The sequence below is a fragment of the Burkholderia pseudomultivorans genome (assembly GCF_902499075.1).
GTDB lineage: Bacteria > Pseudomonadota > Gammaproteobacteria > Burkholderiales > Burkholderiaceae > Burkholderia > Burkholderia pseudomultivorans.
In genome coordinates this window covers 1-17,646 of the sequence record NZ_CABVPP010000093.1, presented here as the reverse complement: position 1 = coordinate 17,646, position 17,646 = coordinate 1, and the positions used below count along the sequence as shown (strand labels likewise).

17 protein-coding genes are annotated in these 17,646 nt (G+C 68.8%); 6 read left to right on the top strand and 11 right to left on the bottom strand.

The window, feature by feature from the left end; translation table 11 throughout:
• Positions 1–372 precede the first annotated feature (372 nt).
• A complete protein-coding gene (locus BST28156_RS33095; protein WP_310722186.1) occupies positions 373–1,974 on the top strand; it encodes an acid phosphatase in 1,602 nt (533 codons plus the stop codon).
• A 78-nt stretch (positions 1,975–2,052) separates the two neighbouring features.
• Here the strand turns inward: BST28156_RS33095 and BST28156_RS35230 are convergent, their stop codons facing one another.
• The 7 genes from BST28156_RS35230 to BST28156_RS33060 form a co-directional block, all read right to left on the bottom strand.
• Positions 2,053–2,532 (bottom strand): DUF3331 domain-containing protein, encoded by a 480-nt coding sequence (locus BST28156_RS35230; RefSeq protein ID WP_409070505.1) that lies wholly within the window; start codon positions 2,530–2,532, stop codon positions 2,053–2,055.
• Positions 2,533–2,626: 94 nt separating this feature from the next.
• Positions 2,627–4,111 carry an alginate export family protein gene (locus tag BST28156_RS33085; RefSeq protein WP_174904435.1) on the bottom strand — a complete coding sequence of 495 codons (1,485 nt, stop codon included), beginning with the start codon at positions 4,109–4,111 and terminating at the stop codon, positions 2,627–2,629.
• 74 nt (positions 4,112–4,185) lie between these two features.
• Entirely contained in the window at positions 4,186–4,881 is a 696-nt protein-coding gene (locus BST28156_RS33080; protein ID WP_060242058.1) for a YoaK family protein, read from the bottom strand.
• A complete protein-coding gene (locus BST28156_RS33075) occupies positions 4,878–5,792 on the bottom strand; it encodes a VOC family protein (protein WP_174904434.1) in 915 nt (304 codons plus the stop codon). The genes BST28156_RS33080 and BST28156_RS33075 overlap by 4 nt, the downstream gene beginning before the upstream one ends.
• Positions 5,793–5,832: 40 nt before the next feature.
• Positions 5,833–6,273, bottom strand: coding sequence for a DoxX family protein (locus tag BST28156_RS33070; protein WP_174904433.1), 441 nt, complete (start codon positions 6,271–6,273; stop codon positions 5,833–5,835).
• A 1-nt stretch (position 6,274) separates the two neighbouring features.
• Entirely contained in the window at positions 6,275–8,164 is a 1,890-nt protein-coding gene (locus BST28156_RS33065) for an amidohydrolase (protein WP_174904432.1), read from the bottom strand.
• A 19-nt stretch (positions 8,165–8,183) separates the two neighbouring features.
• A complete protein-coding gene (locus BST28156_RS33060; RefSeq protein WP_009690936.1) occupies positions 8,184–8,351 on the bottom strand; it encodes a DUF1427 family protein in 168 nt (55 codons plus the stop codon).
• Positions 8,352–8,470: 119 nt separating this feature from the next.
• On the opposite strand from BST28156_RS33060, the gene BST28156_RS33055 reads away from it, so the two are divergent.
• Positions 8,471–9,394 carry a LysR family transcriptional regulator gene (locus BST28156_RS33055; protein WP_174904431.1) on the top strand — a complete coding sequence of 308 codons (924 nt, stop codon included), beginning with the start codon at positions 8,471–8,473 and terminating at the stop codon, positions 9,392–9,394.
• A 73-nt stretch (positions 9,395–9,467) separates the two neighbouring features.
• Here BST28156_RS33055 and BST28156_RS33050 read toward each other — a convergent pair whose 3' ends face one another.
• Positions 9,468–10,154, bottom strand: a complete 687-nt coding sequence (locus BST28156_RS33050) for a hydrolase (RefSeq protein ID WP_059518344.1) — start codon at positions 10,152–10,154, stop codon at positions 9,468–9,470.
• A gap of 273 nt (positions 10,155–10,427) precedes the next feature.
• On the opposite strand from BST28156_RS33050, the gene BST28156_RS33045 reads away from it, so the two are divergent.
• The 4 genes from BST28156_RS33045 to BST28156_RS33030 are packed head-to-tail and all read left to right on the top strand — an operon-like array spanning position 10,428 to position 13,646.
• The gene (locus tag BST28156_RS33045; RefSeq protein WP_060242048.1) at positions 10,428–10,703 is read left to right on the top strand and encodes a XapX domain-containing protein; all 276 of its coding nucleotides are present in this window, start codon (positions 10,428–10,430) and stop codon (positions 10,701–10,703) included.
• 22 nt (positions 10,704–10,725) lie between these two features.
• Positions 10,726–12,297, top strand: coding sequence for a cation:proton antiporter (locus BST28156_RS33040; protein WP_174904430.1), 1,572 nt, complete (start codon positions 10,726–10,728; stop codon positions 12,295–12,297).
• A 42-nt stretch (positions 12,298–12,339) separates the two neighbouring features.
• Positions 12,340–12,732 (top strand): OsmC family protein, encoded by a 393-nt coding sequence (locus BST28156_RS33035; RefSeq protein WP_060242044.1) that lies wholly within the window; start codon positions 12,340–12,342, stop codon positions 12,730–12,732.
• Positions 12,733–12,761: 29 nt separating this feature from the next.
• On the top strand, positions 12,762–13,646 hold the full coding sequence (locus tag BST28156_RS33030) for a pirin family protein (RefSeq protein ID WP_174904429.1): 885 nt from the start codon (positions 12,762–12,764) through the stop codon (positions 13,644–13,646).
• Positions 13,647–13,716: 70 nt separating this feature from the next.
• Here the strand turns inward: BST28156_RS33030 and BST28156_RS33025 are convergent, their stop codons facing one another.
• The 3 genes from BST28156_RS33025 to bcsA form a co-directional block, all read right to left on the bottom strand.
• Positions 13,717–13,911 (bottom strand): hypothetical protein, encoded by a 195-nt coding sequence (locus BST28156_RS33025; RefSeq protein ID WP_060242041.1) that lies wholly within the window; start codon positions 13,909–13,911, stop codon positions 13,717–13,719.
• Positions 13,893–15,446 (bottom strand): cellulose biosynthesis protein BcsG, encoded by a 1,554-nt coding sequence (bcsG, locus tag BST28156_RS33020; protein ID WP_174904428.1) that lies wholly within the window; start codon positions 15,444–15,446, stop codon positions 13,893–13,895. The genes BST28156_RS33025 and bcsG overlap by 19 nt, the downstream gene beginning before the upstream one ends.
• 27 nt (positions 15,447–15,473) lie before the next feature.
• On the bottom strand, positions 15,474–17,646 hold a 2,173-nt coding region (bcsA, locus tag BST28156_RS33015), incomplete at its 5' end, for a UDP-forming cellulose synthase catalytic subunit (RefSeq protein WP_174904427.1).

Genomic DNA, 17,646 nt, shown 5'->3' with positions numbered 1-17,646 from the left:
GCCGGCGGTGTTCGCGGCGCTGGCGGGCGGTGCGGGAGGCGCGCCCGCGCCGGGCTGTCCGTCGCAGCCGGCAACGGTTGCCAGCCCGGTCGCCAGCGCGAGCGCGCCGGCCAGATGCAGCCACGAGCGCGTGAGCGCGCGGGTGGTCGGATGGCGAAGCTTCATCGATTCATCGGAAAGTGGGTTCAGGAGCGGCCGGAGTTTATGTCAGCCGCGTGTCCGTTCCATGACGGCACATCGACAGGCAATCGAAAGGACGCCTACACCTGCCTGTCAAATCGCGCCCTCAAAATGCTTACAGCCGGACATGCCGCGGTCGGCTTCGGGAGCCGACCGGGAAAACGACGCGCCGGTCCCCACGCGACAAGAGAGATGAGAGCACAACGCATGAAGAACCACGCCTGGATTCGCTTCACGCCGATCGCCATTGCGGCGGCGGCCGCCCTTTCCGCCTGCGGCGGCGACGACGTACAGCAGCAGGGCCTGTCGGCCGTGAAGAACGTCGTCGTGATCTATGCGGAAAACCGCAGCTTCGACAACCTGTACGGCAACTACCCGGGCGCGAACGGCCTGCAGAACGTGACGGCCGCGAGCGCGCAGCAGAAGGATCGCAACGGGCAGCCGCTCGCGACGCTGCCGAAGGTCTGGAACGGCCTGACCGCGAAGGGCGTGACGCCGGCCGTGACCGAGGCGATGACGGAGAACCTGCCGAACGCGCCGTTCGCGATCGACGATCCGAAGGGCTTCAACACGTCGATGAGCGTGACGACGCGCGACCTGTATCACCGTTTCTACGAGAACCAGATGCAGATCAACGGCGGCAAGAACGACATGTTCGCCGCCTGGGCCGACTCGGGCGGCCTCGTGATGGGCCACTACACGGCCGATGCGTCGAAGCTGCCGCTGTGGAAGATCGCGCAGCAATACACGCTCGCCGACAACTTCTTCATGGGCGCATTCGGCGGCTCGTTCCTGAACCACCAATACCTGATCTGCGCATGCGCGCCGTTCTACGCGAACGCGGACAAGAGCCCGGCGGCCGGGTCGATCTCGGCCGTGAACGCGGACGGCAAGTCGCTGACGCTCGCGAGCAACTCGCCGGCTTCCGCGCTCGACGGCGTTCCGAAGTTCGTGAACTCGGGCAACCTGACGCCGGACTTCTACGCGATCAACACGATGCAGCCGCCGTATCAGCCGAGCGGCAACAAGGCCGCGTCGGGCGGCGATCCGAACCTCGCCGATCCGTCGGCCGCGACGACGCTGCCGCCGCAGACGCAGAAGAACATCGGCGACCTGATGAGCGCCGCCGGCGTGTCGTGGGCCTGGTACGGCGGCGCCTGGGGCCAGGCGCTGCAGGCCGCGCAGAACGGCACGGCGAACGTGATCTACGGCGCGAACATGACGGCGCCGAACTTCCAGCCGCACCACCAGCCGTTCAACTACTACGCGAACCAGGCGCCGGGCAGCACGAACCGCGCGCAGCATCTGCTCGACGGCGGCGCCGACGGCAGCGAGTTCATCAAGGCGATCGACGCGGGCACGCTGCCGCAGGTCGCGTTCTACAAGCCGCAGGGCAACCTGAACGAACACCCGGGCTACACGGACGTCGCAAGCGGCGACCAGCACATCGCGAACGTGATCGCGCACCTGCAGGCGAGCCCGCAGTGGAAGAACATGGTCGTGATCGTCACGTACGACGAGAACGGCGGCTTCTGGGATCACGTCGCGCCGCCGAAGGGCGACCGCTGGGGTCCGGGCACGCGGATTCCGGCGCTGGTCGTGTCGCCGTTCGCGAAGAAGGGCTTCGTCGATCACACGCAATACGACACGGCGTCGATCCTGCGCTTCATCACGCGCCGCTTCTCGCTGCCGCGCCTCGCGGGCCTGCAGCAGCGCGACGACGCGCTGAAGGCCAACGGCGCGCAGCCGATGGGCGACCTGACGAACGCGCTCGAGCTGTCGCCGAACCTGTAACGGCGCAGCGGCCGGCTTCGCACGCCGGCCGCCGCCCGTCACGCCACCGTTCCCCCTCGCCGACCGATCGCTCGCGGTTCATGCGCGCGACCGGTCGACGCCCTCGAGCGCAACCGCCAGAATCATCGCGTGCGCATTCGGCGGCGTCGGCCGCCCGCTCGGGCGAAACACCGCATCCCCGCATGCGATCCGCGCGCCCGACAGCGCGCAGATGTCCGCATGCCGCGCTCGCCCCGGCTTCCAGTGCTGCTCGCCAAAGTGTGCGCGCCCCGGCTCGACCCATCGCACGACCAGCAGCCGCGCCGAGCGCTCGAGCACCTGTACCTGCGGCCGAACCGCCGATACATTCGGACGGTCGAGCGCCGCGGCGAGGATCATCGCTTTCGGATCGGCCGGCGTTCGCCCGCGCGGGCTGAAGACGACATCGCCGCAAACGATCTTCGTGCCGGACAACGCGCAGTGGCCGGAGCGCAGCGCGCGCCCGAGCGTCCAGCGCTGTTCCGCTCGACCGGACGCATGCCCGTGCACGATCAGCATCTCGTCCGAATAAGCGAGCACCTGCACTCCCCCGGCTGTCCGACGCGCCGCGACATGCGGCGGTTCGGCGGCCGAGGCGCGGCAGTCCGTGCCCGCCGCGCCGCTTCGACACGCGCTACCACCCATACTTGAGCTCGACACCGACGTAATCGGCGTTGTGCCCGCCCGCCTGCCGGATCGCGTCGCCGACCTGGAAGTGCACGGCCTCGATCGCGCCGATCAGGTTCGCGGCGATCGTCCAGTCCGCGCGCAGCTGCACGTACATGCCCGTCCACAGGCCGCCCTTGCCCGCGGTGCCGGGCACCGCGACGCTGCCTTGCTGGTAGACGGCGTCCGCGGTCGTCTCGCGCCACTGGAAACCGAGCGCGCCGAGCAGCGACAGGTTCGCCGACGGTTTCAGCGTCACGGACGGCTTCACGTGAATCAGGTTCGAGTAGCCCGTGTAGCCGGCCAGCGTGAAGTAATAGCCGTTCGGAAACAGCGGGTTGAAGGTGCCGACGCGGCCGTCGTGCGGATGCCGGTCGCCCGACGCCGCATCGACCTGCAGCGCGACGCGCGGCGACCACGGCGCATCGAGCCGGTAGCCGGCGATCGAGCCGACCGCCCACGCGCGGATCGTGCTGCCGCCGACCGTGCCCGTCTGCAGCATCGTTTCGAGATCCCAGTCGAAGCGGCCCTGCGTGCCGCTGTAGCGCAGGTCCCACACGTCGCGCCGCTCGGCGCCGCTCGCGTCGAGAAAGCGCGCGTTGCTGCGGTTGTAGCGCGACCAGTAGCCGGACAGGTCGCCGGGCCCGACCGACTGCCGCTCGAAGCGCACGCCGCTGAACGTGAGGTCGCGGTTCGACACGTCGTCGAATGTAGACGTCGAGCGATTCTGCACCGGCTGCGTTGCGTATCCAATGAAGCGCCATTTCTGATATTCGTAGTCGGCCCACACCGCATCGAACGCCTGCCGCACGTTCGGGCCGTCGCGCGCGGCGATGAAGCGCTGCAGATCGAACGCCATCTCCTGGCGGCCGACCCGGAACTTGAAGGTGCCGCCGCCGAGCGCACCCGTGTAGGTCGCGAACGCCTGCTCGAGATCGAGCGGGTTCTTGTCGACCGGCGAAATCGTGTTCTTGCCGAACGCGCGATCGTCCTGCAGCTGCACGAAGAACTGCCAGTGCTGGCCGAGATGCGCATCGGCATGCACTTCGACGCGCTGGATCAGGTATGTGTCCGACTGCGCGGAGCCGATGCCGAATAGCGGCGCGTCGTTGGTCTCCAGCCGCTCGCGCAGGTTCACGCCGAGCGATAGATAGGAAGCCGGATCGTTGCCGAGCGGGATGTACTTCAACCCGTCGAGCGGCGCGCGCGGCACGCACGGATTGGCGAGCACCGACCAGTCTTCCTGCCAGCGGTTGAACAGCACGGTCGGCCGCTTGGCCGTGCACGTCGCGGCGGCGGCCGGGGCCGTCGCGCTGTCGGCGGCCGTCGGCGTGCTCGCCGGGTCCGCGAACGCCGGATCGGCGCCCGCGAGCAGCAGCCCCACGACGACCGACGCACGGGCCGCCCGGTCCACGCAATACCCCCGCTTTGCCACGCCACCCTGTCTTGTCATGGCAGCCATCTCTTCACGAACCCATTCGTCGACGCGGCCCGTGCGGCCGCACCGTCCCCTTTCTTCCCGCACGATCATGCGCGCTCCTGCGTGACCGGCGGGGCGAACGCCCCCGCGCACACCGCCAGTGCCGCCAGCGCACCGGCCGGCACCAGCAACGCCCAGAAACCGACCTGGCGGAAGCCGAGCGCGCCGCCCATCGCACCCAACGCGAACGCGACGATCGCCGGCAGCATCTTGCCGAAGCGCGCCCGCGCGGTCGCGCGCGCGGCGTCGGCCGTGCCGGCGGACAGCAGGTCGACGACATCGAGGATCGCCTGCGTGACGTTGCCGGTCATCACCGTGTTGGGCACGCCGGCACGCGGAATCACGCGCGGATGCGCGTTCTGGATGCCCATCGCGAAGGTACCGACGATGCCGGCCACGAGCACCGGCAGGCTGTCGGACTGCGTGACCGGCGTCGCCCACACGCCGGCCAGACAGAAGCCGAGCAGCAGCACGGCCTGCACCGCGTGCAGCGCGCGGGCACCCTGCCACGCGGGCCGCGCGGACAGGGACCGCGCGATCAGGCTGCTCGCGACGACGCCGCACACGAACGCCGGAAACACGCTCAGCTTCAGCAGGACGCCCTGCCCGAAGCCCGCGACGCCCGCACCGATCAGCACGAAGTTGCCCGTCACGTGCGCGGTGAACAACCCGAACAGCGCGACGAAGCTCAGCGTGTCGACGAAGCCCGCCACCGCGGCAAGGATCGTGTCCTCGTGTTTCATCGCGCGGCGCTCGCGTGGATCTCCGCGACATAGCCGCCCGGGAACTGCACCAGCGCCGCTTCGCGACCGTCCGACGCGAACGGCGGCACCAGCACCGTCACGCCCGCCGCTTCCGCCTTCTTCAGCGTCGCCGCCAGATCGGCGACCTCATAGCCGGTCATCTCGCGGCCGAACGGGTAAGGCAGATGCCCGTCGGTCACCAGCACGGTCATCTTGCCGAAGCCCGACTCGATGCGGATGCGGCGATAGGTGTCGTTCGGCCGGCCGATCTCCACGCCGGGCGCCTTGAGCGTGTCGGACACGACCTTGCCGTTCGAGAACTTGACGAAGTCGTGCACGAACTTGCGCACGCTCTGCGGCGACACGTAGACACGATTCTCCGGAATCGTCTGCAGCGCATCGTAGTGCGGCGCCTCGGTGTGCCAGTAGAGCTGCATCTTCACGCCGCCCGCCCACGCGATCACTGCGTCGCGGCCGATCGGATCGGGAAACGTGTCGACGATCACATCTGCGCCGTGTGCGCGCGCCGCCTTCATCGCGGCGTCCATGTCGGTGACGAGATAACCGGTACGCTCCGCGCCGAACGGCCAGGGAACCGGCGTCTTGAAGCCGAACACGGAAATCGTGCCGGCCGGCGTGAACACGAGTTGCGACATCGTCTGGCTCGGCGTGGGCGTGACCTGGAACACGCCCTGCTTCGACTTCGCGCCGCCGAAGGTCGCGACGAAGCTGTCGGTGAAGCGGTCGAAATCCTCGGGCGCCACGTACACGTGCGTCGTGTCGTACTGCGGCCCGACGGCCAGCACCGGCGCCGCCGCGGCAACCGCCGGCGGCTTGGCGAACGACGCCGGCGCCGCGACGAAGCCGGCCGCGATCGTGATCGCAAGCAATGCGGAACGAATGGTTTTCATGATCTGAGGTCCTTGTTGTTTCATCGAATGATGCTGCCGGTTACGCGTGCGCTTCGTCGCTCGCACGCTTCGCATCGTCGAGCACGGTCGCGAGCACAAGCGCCGCGATCAGCCCGAGATGCTCGAAAAAGCTGTTGAGCGCCATGAAACGCGCGGCGCCCGCCTGGTTCCAGAAGTCGTTCGCCACCGTCGTCGCGACGAGCGTCAGCATGCCGAGGCCGCCCGCGCCGAGCCACGTGAAGCGGCGCAACACCACGCACAGCGAGCCGACGATCTCGACCGCGATCGCCAGCACCGCCCATAGCGCGGCCGGGTGCAGGCCGAAGCGCGCCTGCTCCGCGACCGCGCCGTCGAAATCCAGCGCCTTGCCGATGCCGCCGATCAGATACGCGGACACCAGCGCGAGCCGCGCGGCCGGCAGCATCCACGGCTGCGACAGCAGCGCGCGGATCCATGCCGGATTGCCAGTTCCGGGCGCCATCTCAGACGGCCCAGCACGAACAGCCGAACGCGCCCCAGAAGCCCTTCGCGTCCGAGGTCGGCAACGCGCTGCCCCACGCGCTCGCATGCGCGTGCCCGTGCAGCCCGCACGCGGTCGCGCAGCCGCACATCGCCGCGGCCGCCGCGCGCTGCAGCGGTGCGCCGTTGCGCTGCGTCGCGCCCCAGCCGCCGTAGCCGCCGTACTCGCGCACCGGCGACCAGTCGGGCATCGCGGGCGGAATCGGCGCGTCGTGCGACGCGAACGGCCCCGCGCCCCACACGATCTTGCCGCCGACCACCGTCAGCAACGCGGTCGTGTCGGCAATCTCGTCCTCCGCGCACGCGAAGAAATCGCGATCCGGGACCATCAGGTCGGCCAGCTGCCCGACCGCGATGCGCCCTTTCCTGCCTTCCTCGTTCGAGAACCACGTCACGTACTCGGTCCACATACGCAGCGCCGTCTCGCGATCGAGCAGGTTGCGCTGCGGATACATCCGCAGCCCGCCGACCGTCTTGCCCGTCACCAGCCACGCGAGCGACACCCACGGGTTGTACGACGCGACGCGCGTCGCGTCGGTGCCGGCCGACACCTTCAGCCCCTTCGACAGCATCTTCGCGACCGGCGGCGTCGCCTCGGCCGCCTGCGCGCCGTAGCGCTCGACGAAATACTCTCCCTGGTACGCCATCCGGTGCTGGACCGCGATGCCGCCGCCGAGCGCGGCGATACGATCCATCGATTTTTCGGATACGGTTTCCGCGTGATCGAAGAACCAGTTCAGACCGGCCAGCGGAATGTCCTTGTCGACCTTCTCGAACACGTCGAGTGCGCGGCTGATCGTTTCGTCGTAGGTCGCGTGCATGCGCCACGGCCAGCGGTTCTGCGCGAGCACGCGCACGACGCCTTCGAGATCGTCCTCCATCTGCGCCGGCAGGTCCGGGCGCGCGACGCGGAAATCCTCGAAGTCGGCCGCCGAGAACACCAGCATTTCGCCCGCGCCGTTGTGGCGGAAATAATCGGTGCCGTCGTGATACGTGACGCTGTTCGTCCAGTTCACGAAGTCTTCCTTCTCCGCGTTCGGCTTCTGCGTGAACAGGTTGTACGCGATGCGGATCGTCATCTCGCCCGCGTCGTGCAGCTTGCGGATCACCTCGTAATCGTCGGGATAGTTCTGCGAGCCGCCGCCCGCATCGATCACGCCCGTCACGCCGAGCCGGTTCAGCTCGCGCATGAAGTGGCGCGTCGAGTTGTACTGGTATTCGAACGGCAGCTTCGGGCCCTTCGCGAGCGTCGCGTAGAGGATCGTCGCGTTCGGGTTCGCGAGCAGCAGGCCGGTCGGATTGCCCGCCGCATCGCGCAGGATCGTGCCGCCCGGCGGCTCGGGCGTGTCCTTTGTGTAGCCGACCACGCGCAGCGCGGCCGCGTTCAGCAGCGCGCGGTCGTACAGGTGCAGGATGAACACCGGCGTGTCGGGCGCAGCCGCGTTGAGTTCGTCGATCGTCGGCAGGCGCTTCTCGACGAACTGATGCTCGGTGAAGCCGCCGACCACGCGCACCCATTGCGGCGCGGGCGTGACCGCGACCTGCCGCCTGAGCATCTCCATCGCGACCGCGAGCGACGGCACGCCGTCCCAGCGCAGCTCCATGTTGTAGTTCAGGCCGCCGCGAATCACGTGGCAGTGGTTGTCGATCAGGCCCGGCAGCACCGTGCGGCCGTCGAGGTCGACGACCTTTGTCCCACGGCCGGCAAGCGGCATCACGTCCGCGTCGTTGCCGACCGCGACGAAGCGGCCGTCCTTGATCGCCACGGCCGCGGCGATCGGGTTCGCACGATCGAGGGTCGTGAACCTTCCGTTGTGAAGGATCAGATCCGGTTGAGTATCGGTTGCGCTCATGAACGTATCCTCGATGAAATTAGAAGCCCAGCCAGTGACGAACCGGCGCGACGATCTGCGCGCCGACCAGCATCCCGGCCAGGCCGATCAGTGCAATCAGCGGCGGTGCGGGCGAGCGGACCTTGATGACGCTGTACACCACGCCGATCAACACACCCGCGCCCAACGAAAGTAGATAAGATTCCATACGGTTGTTCTCCCGGCCGGATTAGAATGGGCCTTCATCGCCCGCCTTGCTGCACGACGCGTCGCATCGGCTTCGTGATTCGCTGCAGCCGGCCCGCTTCATTGCCACCTCTTCCAGCCATGCAACACCTTCCCGATCTCGAAGCCTGGGCCATCTTCGCGCGCGTCGCGGAGACCGGTTCGTTCGCAAAAGCCGCCGACCTGCTCGGCGTGTCGCAGCCGACCGTGTCGAAAGCGATCGCGCGCCTCGAAAAGCGCCTCGGCGCGATGCTGCTGTACCGGACCTCGCGCAAGCTGTCGCTCACGCCCACCGGCGAACTGCTGCGCGACCGCGCGATCCGCCTGCTCGCCGATGCGGAGCTGATCGAGAGCGAAGCGTCCGCGCAGGCGCTCGAACCGCACGGCCTCTTGCGCGTGAATGCACCGATGTCGTTCGGCCTGCGCCATCTGTCGCCGTTGCTGCCCGGCTTTCTCGAACGCTATCCGCGCGTCGACATCGATCTCGTGCTCACCGACCACATCGTCGACATCGTGTCCGGCGGCTTCGACGTCGCGATCCGGATCGCCGAGCTGAGCGATTCGTCGCTGCGCTCGCGCCGGCTCTGCGCGGTGCGCCGGCCGCTCGTCGCGTCGCCCGCGTATCTCGACCGGTGCGGCTGCCCCGCGCATCCGGGCGATCTCGAACAGCACGTGTGCCTGACCTACACGAACCTGCCGACGCCCGAGTTCTGGCGTTTCCGCCACACGGCGTCGGGCGAGGAATTCGGCGTGCCGGTGCGCGGGCGCATCCGCACCAACAACGCCGACGTGATCGGCCCCGCGCTGATCGCCGGGCATGGCCTCGCGCTTCAGCCGGAGTTCCTGGTGTGGGACGCGCTGCAGCGCGGCGAGCTCGAGGAAGTGATGCCCGACTGGAAGATCGCCGACATCAACGTCAACCTCGTCACGCCGCCCGGCATGCTGCGCGCTGCGCGCGTGACCGTGTTGCTCGAGTACCTCGCCGAGCACTTCCTGCATGCGCCGTGGGCGCTGCCGGCCGGCTGAGCGATCGACAGGCCGCCGCGACCGCGGCGATCCCTTGCAGCGGGCGGCCGCGACGATCACGACCGGCAGCCCGTCACTTCGCCGGAACGGCGGCGAGCGACTCGTGCGGCGTCGCCGTGCGCGGCGGCGCCTTGTGGACCATCGTGTACGCGTAGTCGACACCCATCCCGTACGCGCCCGAGTGCTCCTTCACGACATCCATCACCGCGTCGTACGTTTCGCGACGCGCCCAGTCGCGCTGCCATTCAAGAATGACCTGCTGCCACGTGACCGGCACCGCGCCGGCCTGTACCATCCGCTGCATCGCGAAGTCGTGCGCGTCCTTCGACGTGCCGCCCGAGGCGTCGGCGACCATGTAGATCTCGTAGCCGCCTTCGAGCATCGCGCACAGCGCGAACGTCGTGTTGCAGACCTCGGTCCACAGCCCCGACACGATCACCTTCTTGCGGCCGTTCGCGGCCAGCGCATCGCGCACCTTCTGGTCGTCCCACGAGTTCATCGACGTGCGCTCGAGCGTCTTCTGGTTCGGAAACACGTCGAGCAGTTCCGGGTAGGTGTGACCCGAAAAGCTTTCGGTCTCGACCGTCGTGATCGTGGTCGGAATGTTGAATGCCCTGGCCGCCTTCGCGAGCCCGACGACGTTGTTCTTCAGCGTCTGGCGATCGATCGACTGCACGCCGAACGCCATCTGCGGTTGCTGGTCGATGAAGATCAGCTGGCTGTTCTGCGGAGTAAGTACTTCAAGCTTCGGATTGCTCATGGCGCGTGCGTCCTTTGAACGGAGAAAGGAAAGGCCTGCCTCGACCGTCGTAACGGGAGGAGCCCGGTGTGCGATGCACCGGATCGTTTCCGGCTCGAAATATTTAAGCCGCAAACGCTTGACGCGAACACCCAAAAAACGGAATCGGTGCGATTCCATAAAGGACGCCGCGCAGTGGCGTACCGAGCTTTTTTTATTCACGCAAACCCGCTACCCTTGCAAGACCTTACGGCATGCGATGAGTCGCCGATCAGCCCTCACGAGACACTCGACATGAAATCCTATTTCTACTCGCTGCTCGCCGGCATCCTCGCCGGCGTCATCTACGGCGCGATCGGCGTCAATTCGCCGGCGCCGCCGATCATCGCGCTGACCGGGCTGCTCGGCATGCTGGCCGGCGAGCAGATCCTGCCCGTCGCGCGGCGGATGCTGGCCGGGAACCGGCTGCACACGGCATGGCGCGATGCACAATGCAGCCAGCACATGTTCGGCCCGCTGCCGGGCGGCAAGATCGCCGGTGGCGCCGCGCACAAACGCGAGCCGTCCTGATGAGCCGCCTGCCTGCTCGCGCATGAGCAACGTCGAGCTGTTCCATTACCTGCTGCTGTTGATCTGCGGCGCGGGCGCGCTCACGTGGCTCGCCGAGCGCGTGTCGATCCCGCCGGCCGTCGTGCTGCTGCTCGGCGGCTGCGTGGTCGCCGTCGCGGGCCGGCGCGTGCCCGACATGGATCCGGCGCTGCTGCTCGCAGCAGTGCTGCCGCCGCTGCTGATGTCGAGCGGCTTCTATACCGCGTGGAAGGAATTCCGTCACGAACTGGCATCGATCGCGTCGCTCGCGCTCGGCGCGGTCGCGTTCACGACCGCCGCGGTCGCCGTCGCCGTGCATGCGGCCAACCCGGCGATGCCGTGGGCCGCATGCTTCACGCTCGGCGCGATCGTGTCGCCGCCCGACGCGGTCGCCGCGAAGGCGATCCTGCAGCGCTATCCGCTGCCCGCGCGGCTGGTCGCCGTGCTCGAAGGCGAAAGCCTCGTCAACGATGCGTCCGGCCTGCTGCTGTACCAGATGGCCGTATCGGCCACGCTGGCGGTTGCGATCACGACCGCCAGCGCGACCGGCCTGTTCTTCTCGCTCACGCTGATCGGCATCGCGATCGGCCTCGCGTGCGGCCATGCGATGAGCTGGGCGATTCCGCGCGTGCGCGATCCGATGCTCGGTATCGTCGTGACCTTCGTGATGGCCTGGGCCAGCTACGGAATCGCGGAAGCCGTGCACGGCTCCGGCGTGCTGTCCGTCGTGACCTGCGGCCTCGTGCTCGGCGTGCGCCAGCATCGCGTGTTCGACGCCGACCTGCGGATCAAGGCGAAGGCGACCTGGGAAGCGATCGTGTTCGTGCTCGACGCGCTCGTGTTCATCCTGATCGGTCTGGCGCTGCACGGCATCCTCGCGCGCGTGAACCATGAAGGCGCGGTGCTGATCGCCGGCCTGCGCGTCGCGCTGCCCGCGACCGCCGCCGCGATCGCCGCGCGCGTCGTGTGGGTGCTCGCCGCGATGTGGCTACCTGGAAAGTTGCGCACGCAACGACATGATCGACCGCGCTGGTCGTTTCGCGAGGCCGTCGTGCTCGGCTGGTCCGGCATGCGCGGCGTCGTCAGCCTCGCGGCCGCGCTGGCGCTGCCGACCGACTTCCCCGGCCGCGACCTGATCGTCTTCAGCACGTTCCTGCTGATCATCGCGACGCTCGTGCTGCAGGGCGGCACGCTCGCGCCGATGATCCGGCTGCTGAAACTGCGGCCGGCCGCGCGGCACACGATGTCCGAGCACGCGGTGCGCGCCCACACGTTCGGCGCGTCGCTCGCCGCGCTCGAACGACGCGGGTCGGACCTCGAACGCGCAGCGCTCGACCGGCTGCTGGCCGAATACCGGAACCGCGTGACGGCGAACGAAGGCGCGCACCTGCGCGGCGCGGCCCGCGCCGACGCGCGCGCCCGCATGCTGCGCGTCGAACTCGAGCTCGTCGGCGTGTCGCGCCAGGCGCTGCTCGATCTGCACCGCGACGGCAAGGTCGACGACGCGGTGCTCCACCGCATCGAATCCGAACTCGATTTCGAGGAACTGCGCCTGCAGCGGCTGCTCGAACCGTAACGGCCGGCGCCGGTGCCGGCCTCTTTCCTACCTGGAATTCCCATGAGCGAACTGTCCGTCGAAGCGAGCATCGGCTCGATCGATTACCTGGTCCACTTCAGCGACGGCGTCCACCAGTGGCGCGCCGACGAACCCGCGCCGCTCGGCGGCGGCGACGCCGCGCCGACGCCGGTCGCGCTGCTGCTGTCGAGCCTCGGCGCATGCACGGCGATCACGCTGAAGATGTATGCGCAGCGCAAGGGCTGGCCGCTGGCCGAAGTGCACGTGAAGCTCGCGCACGAATCGGGCAGCGCCGGCAGCACGATCACGCGCCGCATCACGCTCGACGGCGAGTTGTCCGGCGAGCAGCGCGAACGCCTGCTGCAGATCGCGAACGCATGCCCGGTGCACCGGATCCTCACGCATCCGATCGCGATCGACACCGCGATCGCGTGACGCACCGAACCGACTACGAGGCCCTCATCATGTCCGCATCGATCAAGACCCTGCTCACGCCGCGCGAAAGCGACATCGGCAATCTCGTCGTGCGCCGCGTGCTGCCCGCGCGCGCCGCACGTCTCGTCGGCCCGTTCATCTTCTTCGACGAGATGGGGCCGGCAGTACTGCCGGCCGGCCGCGGCATCGACGTGCTGCCGCATCCGCATATCGGCCTCGCGACCGTCACCTACCTGTTCGACGGCACGCTGATGCATCACGACAGCCTCGGCTTCCGGCAGAAGATCGTGCCCGGCGACGTGAACTGGATGACGGCCGGGCGCGGCATCGTCCACTCGGAACGCTCGCCCGACGACGATCGCCCGCGCGAGCAGCCCGTGCACGGCATCCAGACCTGGGTTGCGCTGCCGGTCGAGCACGAGGACACAGCGCCCGCGTTCGCCCATCATCCGGCCGACACGCTGCCGTCGTTCGAACGCGACGGTGCGCGCGTGTGCGTGATCGCGGGCACCGCGTTCGGGCTCGCGTCGCCGGTCGCGGTGTTTTCGCCGACGCTGTACGCGTATGCCGAATTCGCCGCGGGCGGCCGGCTCGCGCTCGATGCGGAGCACGACGAGCGCGGCGTCTATCTGGTCGACGGCGACCTGAGCATCGACGGCACGCCGCTCGCGCCCGCGACGATGGCCGTGCTCGAACCGGGCGCGAGCGTCGCGCTGGCGAGCGCGAACGGCGCGCGCGCGATGCTGCTCGGCGGCGCGCACCTGCCCGGCGAACGCTTCATCGAATGGAATTTCGTGTCGAGCTCGCGCGCGAAGATCGACGCGGCGCGCAGCGCATGGGCCGCGCAAACCTTCGGCAAGGTGCCCGGCGAGGAAAACGAATGGACGCGCCAGCCGGAACGCAACGCGCACTGAGCGCGCATCGGCGCCGGCGCGGCGTGAGGCGAGCCGAACGCACGCGCGCCGCCCGCCGCGCGTGCGCGTCTCAGCGCGTCAGCCCCATCAGCCTGGCCAGCACCGGCCAGCGCTCGAGCGCGTCGACATACGCGCGGCGCGCCTGCTCGTCGACATAGCATTCGGGATCGAATGCGGGCAGATGCCGCGCGAAGCCGAGCACGTCGTTCGGCTGCGACAGGCGATCGTCGTCGCCGTCGGTCGGGTTCACTGTTCGTCGATCCATACGCCATCCGGAGTCTTGACCGCGTAGCCCGCGGCCGTCTGCATCGTCACCGTGCCCTCGTTCTCGCCGACCATGCGCGTGCGCGGCAGATCGGCCGCGTACTGCGCAAGCGTCGCGCCGGGCTTGAACGGGCTGTTCGACACGAGGTTCGACAGCAGCTGCGCGAGCGCGAGGAAGCTGGTCGGCTGGTCGATCACGGTGGTCGTGCCGTGGTTGCCGGCAAAGCCGACCAGCCGCACGCCGACCGGCCCGTGCACGATGCGCGGCGTCGGGATCTCGCGCAGGCCCGCGACCTGGTTCTTGTCGCCGCGCAACGCGGCGCCGTGCTCGGGCACGAACACGATCACCGCGCGCCGGCCCGACTGCGCGATCAGGTCGGCGAGCCGGTCGAAGTCGCTCATCAGCCTGGTCGCGCGCTGCGGATACGAATCGATGCTCGTCAGCGAACTGCCGATCACGCGGTTGCCGTCATGCAGGCTGATCGTGTTGTAGTACAGCGCGACGGGCCCAGGCACCGACGCGCGCTGCGCGTACCAGTTCGCGAGCGTCGCATAGTCGTCCTTGATCGCCGAGCCGTCGAACGCGTGCATCGCGACGGGTGCCGCGTCGTTCGACACCAGCGGCGCATCGGGCACGCCGATGTTGTCGTGCACGACCTGCAGGAAGTTGTCGAAATGGCCGTCGTGGTTCAGCAGCGACTGCACCGTGTAGCCGGCGCTCGCGAGCTGTGCGAACAGGTAGCACTGTTGCGGCGCGGGTTTGTACAGGTCCGCGTGCGCCTCCTGCCCGCAGCTCGCGCGCAGCACGCGAATCGCCGCGGGGCCGCTGTAGCTCGCCGCCGTGCTGAAGTTCGTGAACAGATAGTCGAAGTGGCTCAGCATCGGATGGTTGCGGATTTTCGCCGCATCGAGGTCGTCCCACGACAGCGAGCAGATATGCAGCACGATCACGTCGAACTGCGCGGCCGGGTCGCTGCCGAGATGGCCGAACGCGACCTGCCGCTGCGACTCCTGCGCGCGGAACGTCGCGAGCGCGGCGTTGTGATCCTCGGGCTGGTCCGCGCGCGCCGTGCCGGTCGCGTTCGCCTGCTGCACGCTCGGCGTCGCGCGCGCGAGCAGCCCGCTGCCGGCCTGCCACAGCGGCATCACGATCAGCGCCGCAATCACGAAGGTCGCGACGCGCAGCCAGCGGTTGACGATGAAATAGACGATCAGCGCGCCGGCCGCCGTCAGCAGCAGCACGGGCGGCAGCAGCCGCGGCAGGATCTCCATCCAGTAGTCGAGCCGGAACGTGCTGACCTCGCGCGCGGCCTCGACCAGCCGCGCGAGCGGCGGCGCATGCAGCTCGCGCGCGAGCAGCGGCACCGCGATTGCGACGGCCGCGACCTGCCGCACGATCCGCCACGCGCGCGCGCGGATCGGCGCGCTCGCCGCGAGCGCCAGCGCGAACCCGAGGTTGGCGAGCCAGAACGGCTGCAGGTGACCGGTCGCGAACAGCGCGAACTTCAGGATGAAATACAGATTCCAGAACGTCATCGAAACCACTCCGTGATGGCCGCGCGATCAGTCGCGCGCCCGATCGAGCTTCGGCGCCAGCAGGGCCTGCAGCCCGCGCATCGCGCCCTTCCACATCCGCACATAGCCGTCGAGGCCGACGCGCAGCACTTCCTTCAGTCCGCGCAGCGGCGTGTCGGTCCGTTCGCCCGCGTGCCAGTCGAGCCACGCGTCCGCGCGGCCGAACGTGCATTGCACGAGCTGACGCTCCTGTTCGAGCGTCAGCGCGTCGAAACTCAGGCCGACGTGCGTCGGCGTCACGCGGCTCACGCGCGCCGGGAACGGGAACGAACGGTCGCCGCGCGTCACGCACACCGTCAGCGGGTCGCCGACCGCGAGCGACAGGCCCGGCACCGCTTCGAGACCGAGGCCGCCGGTCGAATAGTCGCTGGTGAAGCATGCGGCCGTGGTGCCGTCGGCGAGCAGCAGCGTGGCCGGCACGCGCATCGCGATGCGGTGCGTGACGCGCACCTGCTTCGTCTCGCGCGCGACGGCCAGCGCCGCGCCGAGCATCGCGAGGTTGTACACGGTCCAGCCGAGCGTGATCAGGATCGTCGACGCCTCGTCGCCCTGGTCGGCCACGAGCCGCCACAGGCCCGCGGCGATCGCGAGCACGTTCAGCGCGAACAGCACGAGATACGGCTTCGACGTCGACCAGTCGACGTAGCCTTCGTCGATCCGCCCGCCCTTGTCGGTCACGTTGAACTTGCCGTGCTGCGGGCTGAAGAACGCGACGGTGGTCGGCAGCGCGATATACCACGCGAGCACCGACTCGTAGACCTCGGCCCAGAACGAATGGCGGTAGCGCCCCTGCATCCGCGAGTTCGCGACGTTGGCGAGCACCAGGTACGGCACGACGTAGCTCGCGAGCGCGAGCGCCGACGCGTTGATGAAGTACAGGTGGAAGAACAGGTACGCGAGCGGAATCGTCAGGAATACGAGCCGCGGAATCCCGTAGAAGAAATGCAGCATCGCGTTGCCGTAGCAGATCCGCTGCACGAAGCCAAGCCCGCGCCCGAGGAACGGGTTGTCGATGCGGAAGATCTGCGCCATCCCGCGCGCCCAGCGCGTGCGCTGCTTCACGTGGCCCGCGAGGCTTTCGGTCGCGAGGCCGGCCGCCTGCACGGTCGGCAGGTATGCGGACGTGTAGCCGCGGCGATGCAGCTTGAGCGCCGTATGCGCGTCTTCCGTCACGGTCTCGACCGCGACGCCGCCGACTTCCTCGAGCGCGGTGCGCCGGAGCACCGCGCACGACCCGCAGAAGAAAGTCGCGTTCCACAGGTCGTTGCCGGACTGCACGAGCCCGTAGAACAGGTTGCCCTCGTTCGGGATCTCGCGGAACGTGCCGAGGTTGCGCTCGAACGGATCGGGCGAGAAGAAATGGTGCGGCGTCTGCACCAGCGCGCATTTCGGGTCGCGCAGGAACACGCCCATCGTCGTCTGCAGGAACGAGCGGGTCGGCACGTGATCGCAGTCGAAGATCGCGATGTACTCGCCGTGCGTCTTCGGCAGCGCGCGGTTGATGTTGCCGGCCTTCGCGTGCCGGTTGTCGTCGCGCGTCAGGTAGTCGATGCCGGCTTCGCGCGCGAACGCCTCGAATTCGGGGCGCCGGCCGTCGTCGAGCAGATACACGCGCAGCTTGGCCGCAGGCCAGTCGATGCTCTGCGCGGCGAACACGGTCGGCTTCACGACCGACAGCGGCTCGTTGTAGGTCGGGATGTACACGTCGACGCTCGGCCACGTGTCGGGATCGCCGGACAGCGGCACGATCGGCCGGTCGAGCGGCCATGCGGTCTGCACGAAGCCGAGCAGCAGGATCATCCACGTATACGCTTCCGCGCCGTACAGCAGATAGCCGGCCACCGCCTCGACCGGGCCGCGGAAGTCGAGTGTCTGCGTCGTGCGCCACCACACGTAGCGCACCGTCGCGAGCAAGGCCAGCGACGCGAGCGCGAGCGTCGGCAGATGGCCCGGCAGCCGGCGCAGCGCAAGCGCCAGCACCGCGACGATCGCGAAGAACGCGAACTGCGCCCCGGGCATCAGCGGCGACATCCCGGCCGCCGCCCACATCAGCGCGCCGGCCAGCAGCAGCAGCGGCGCGAGCCAGCGGCGCCGGCCGACGCCGTTCGCGCGCGCGTCGAGCCAGCCGCCCCAGCGGTCCCACGGCAGGCGCGCGAGCGCC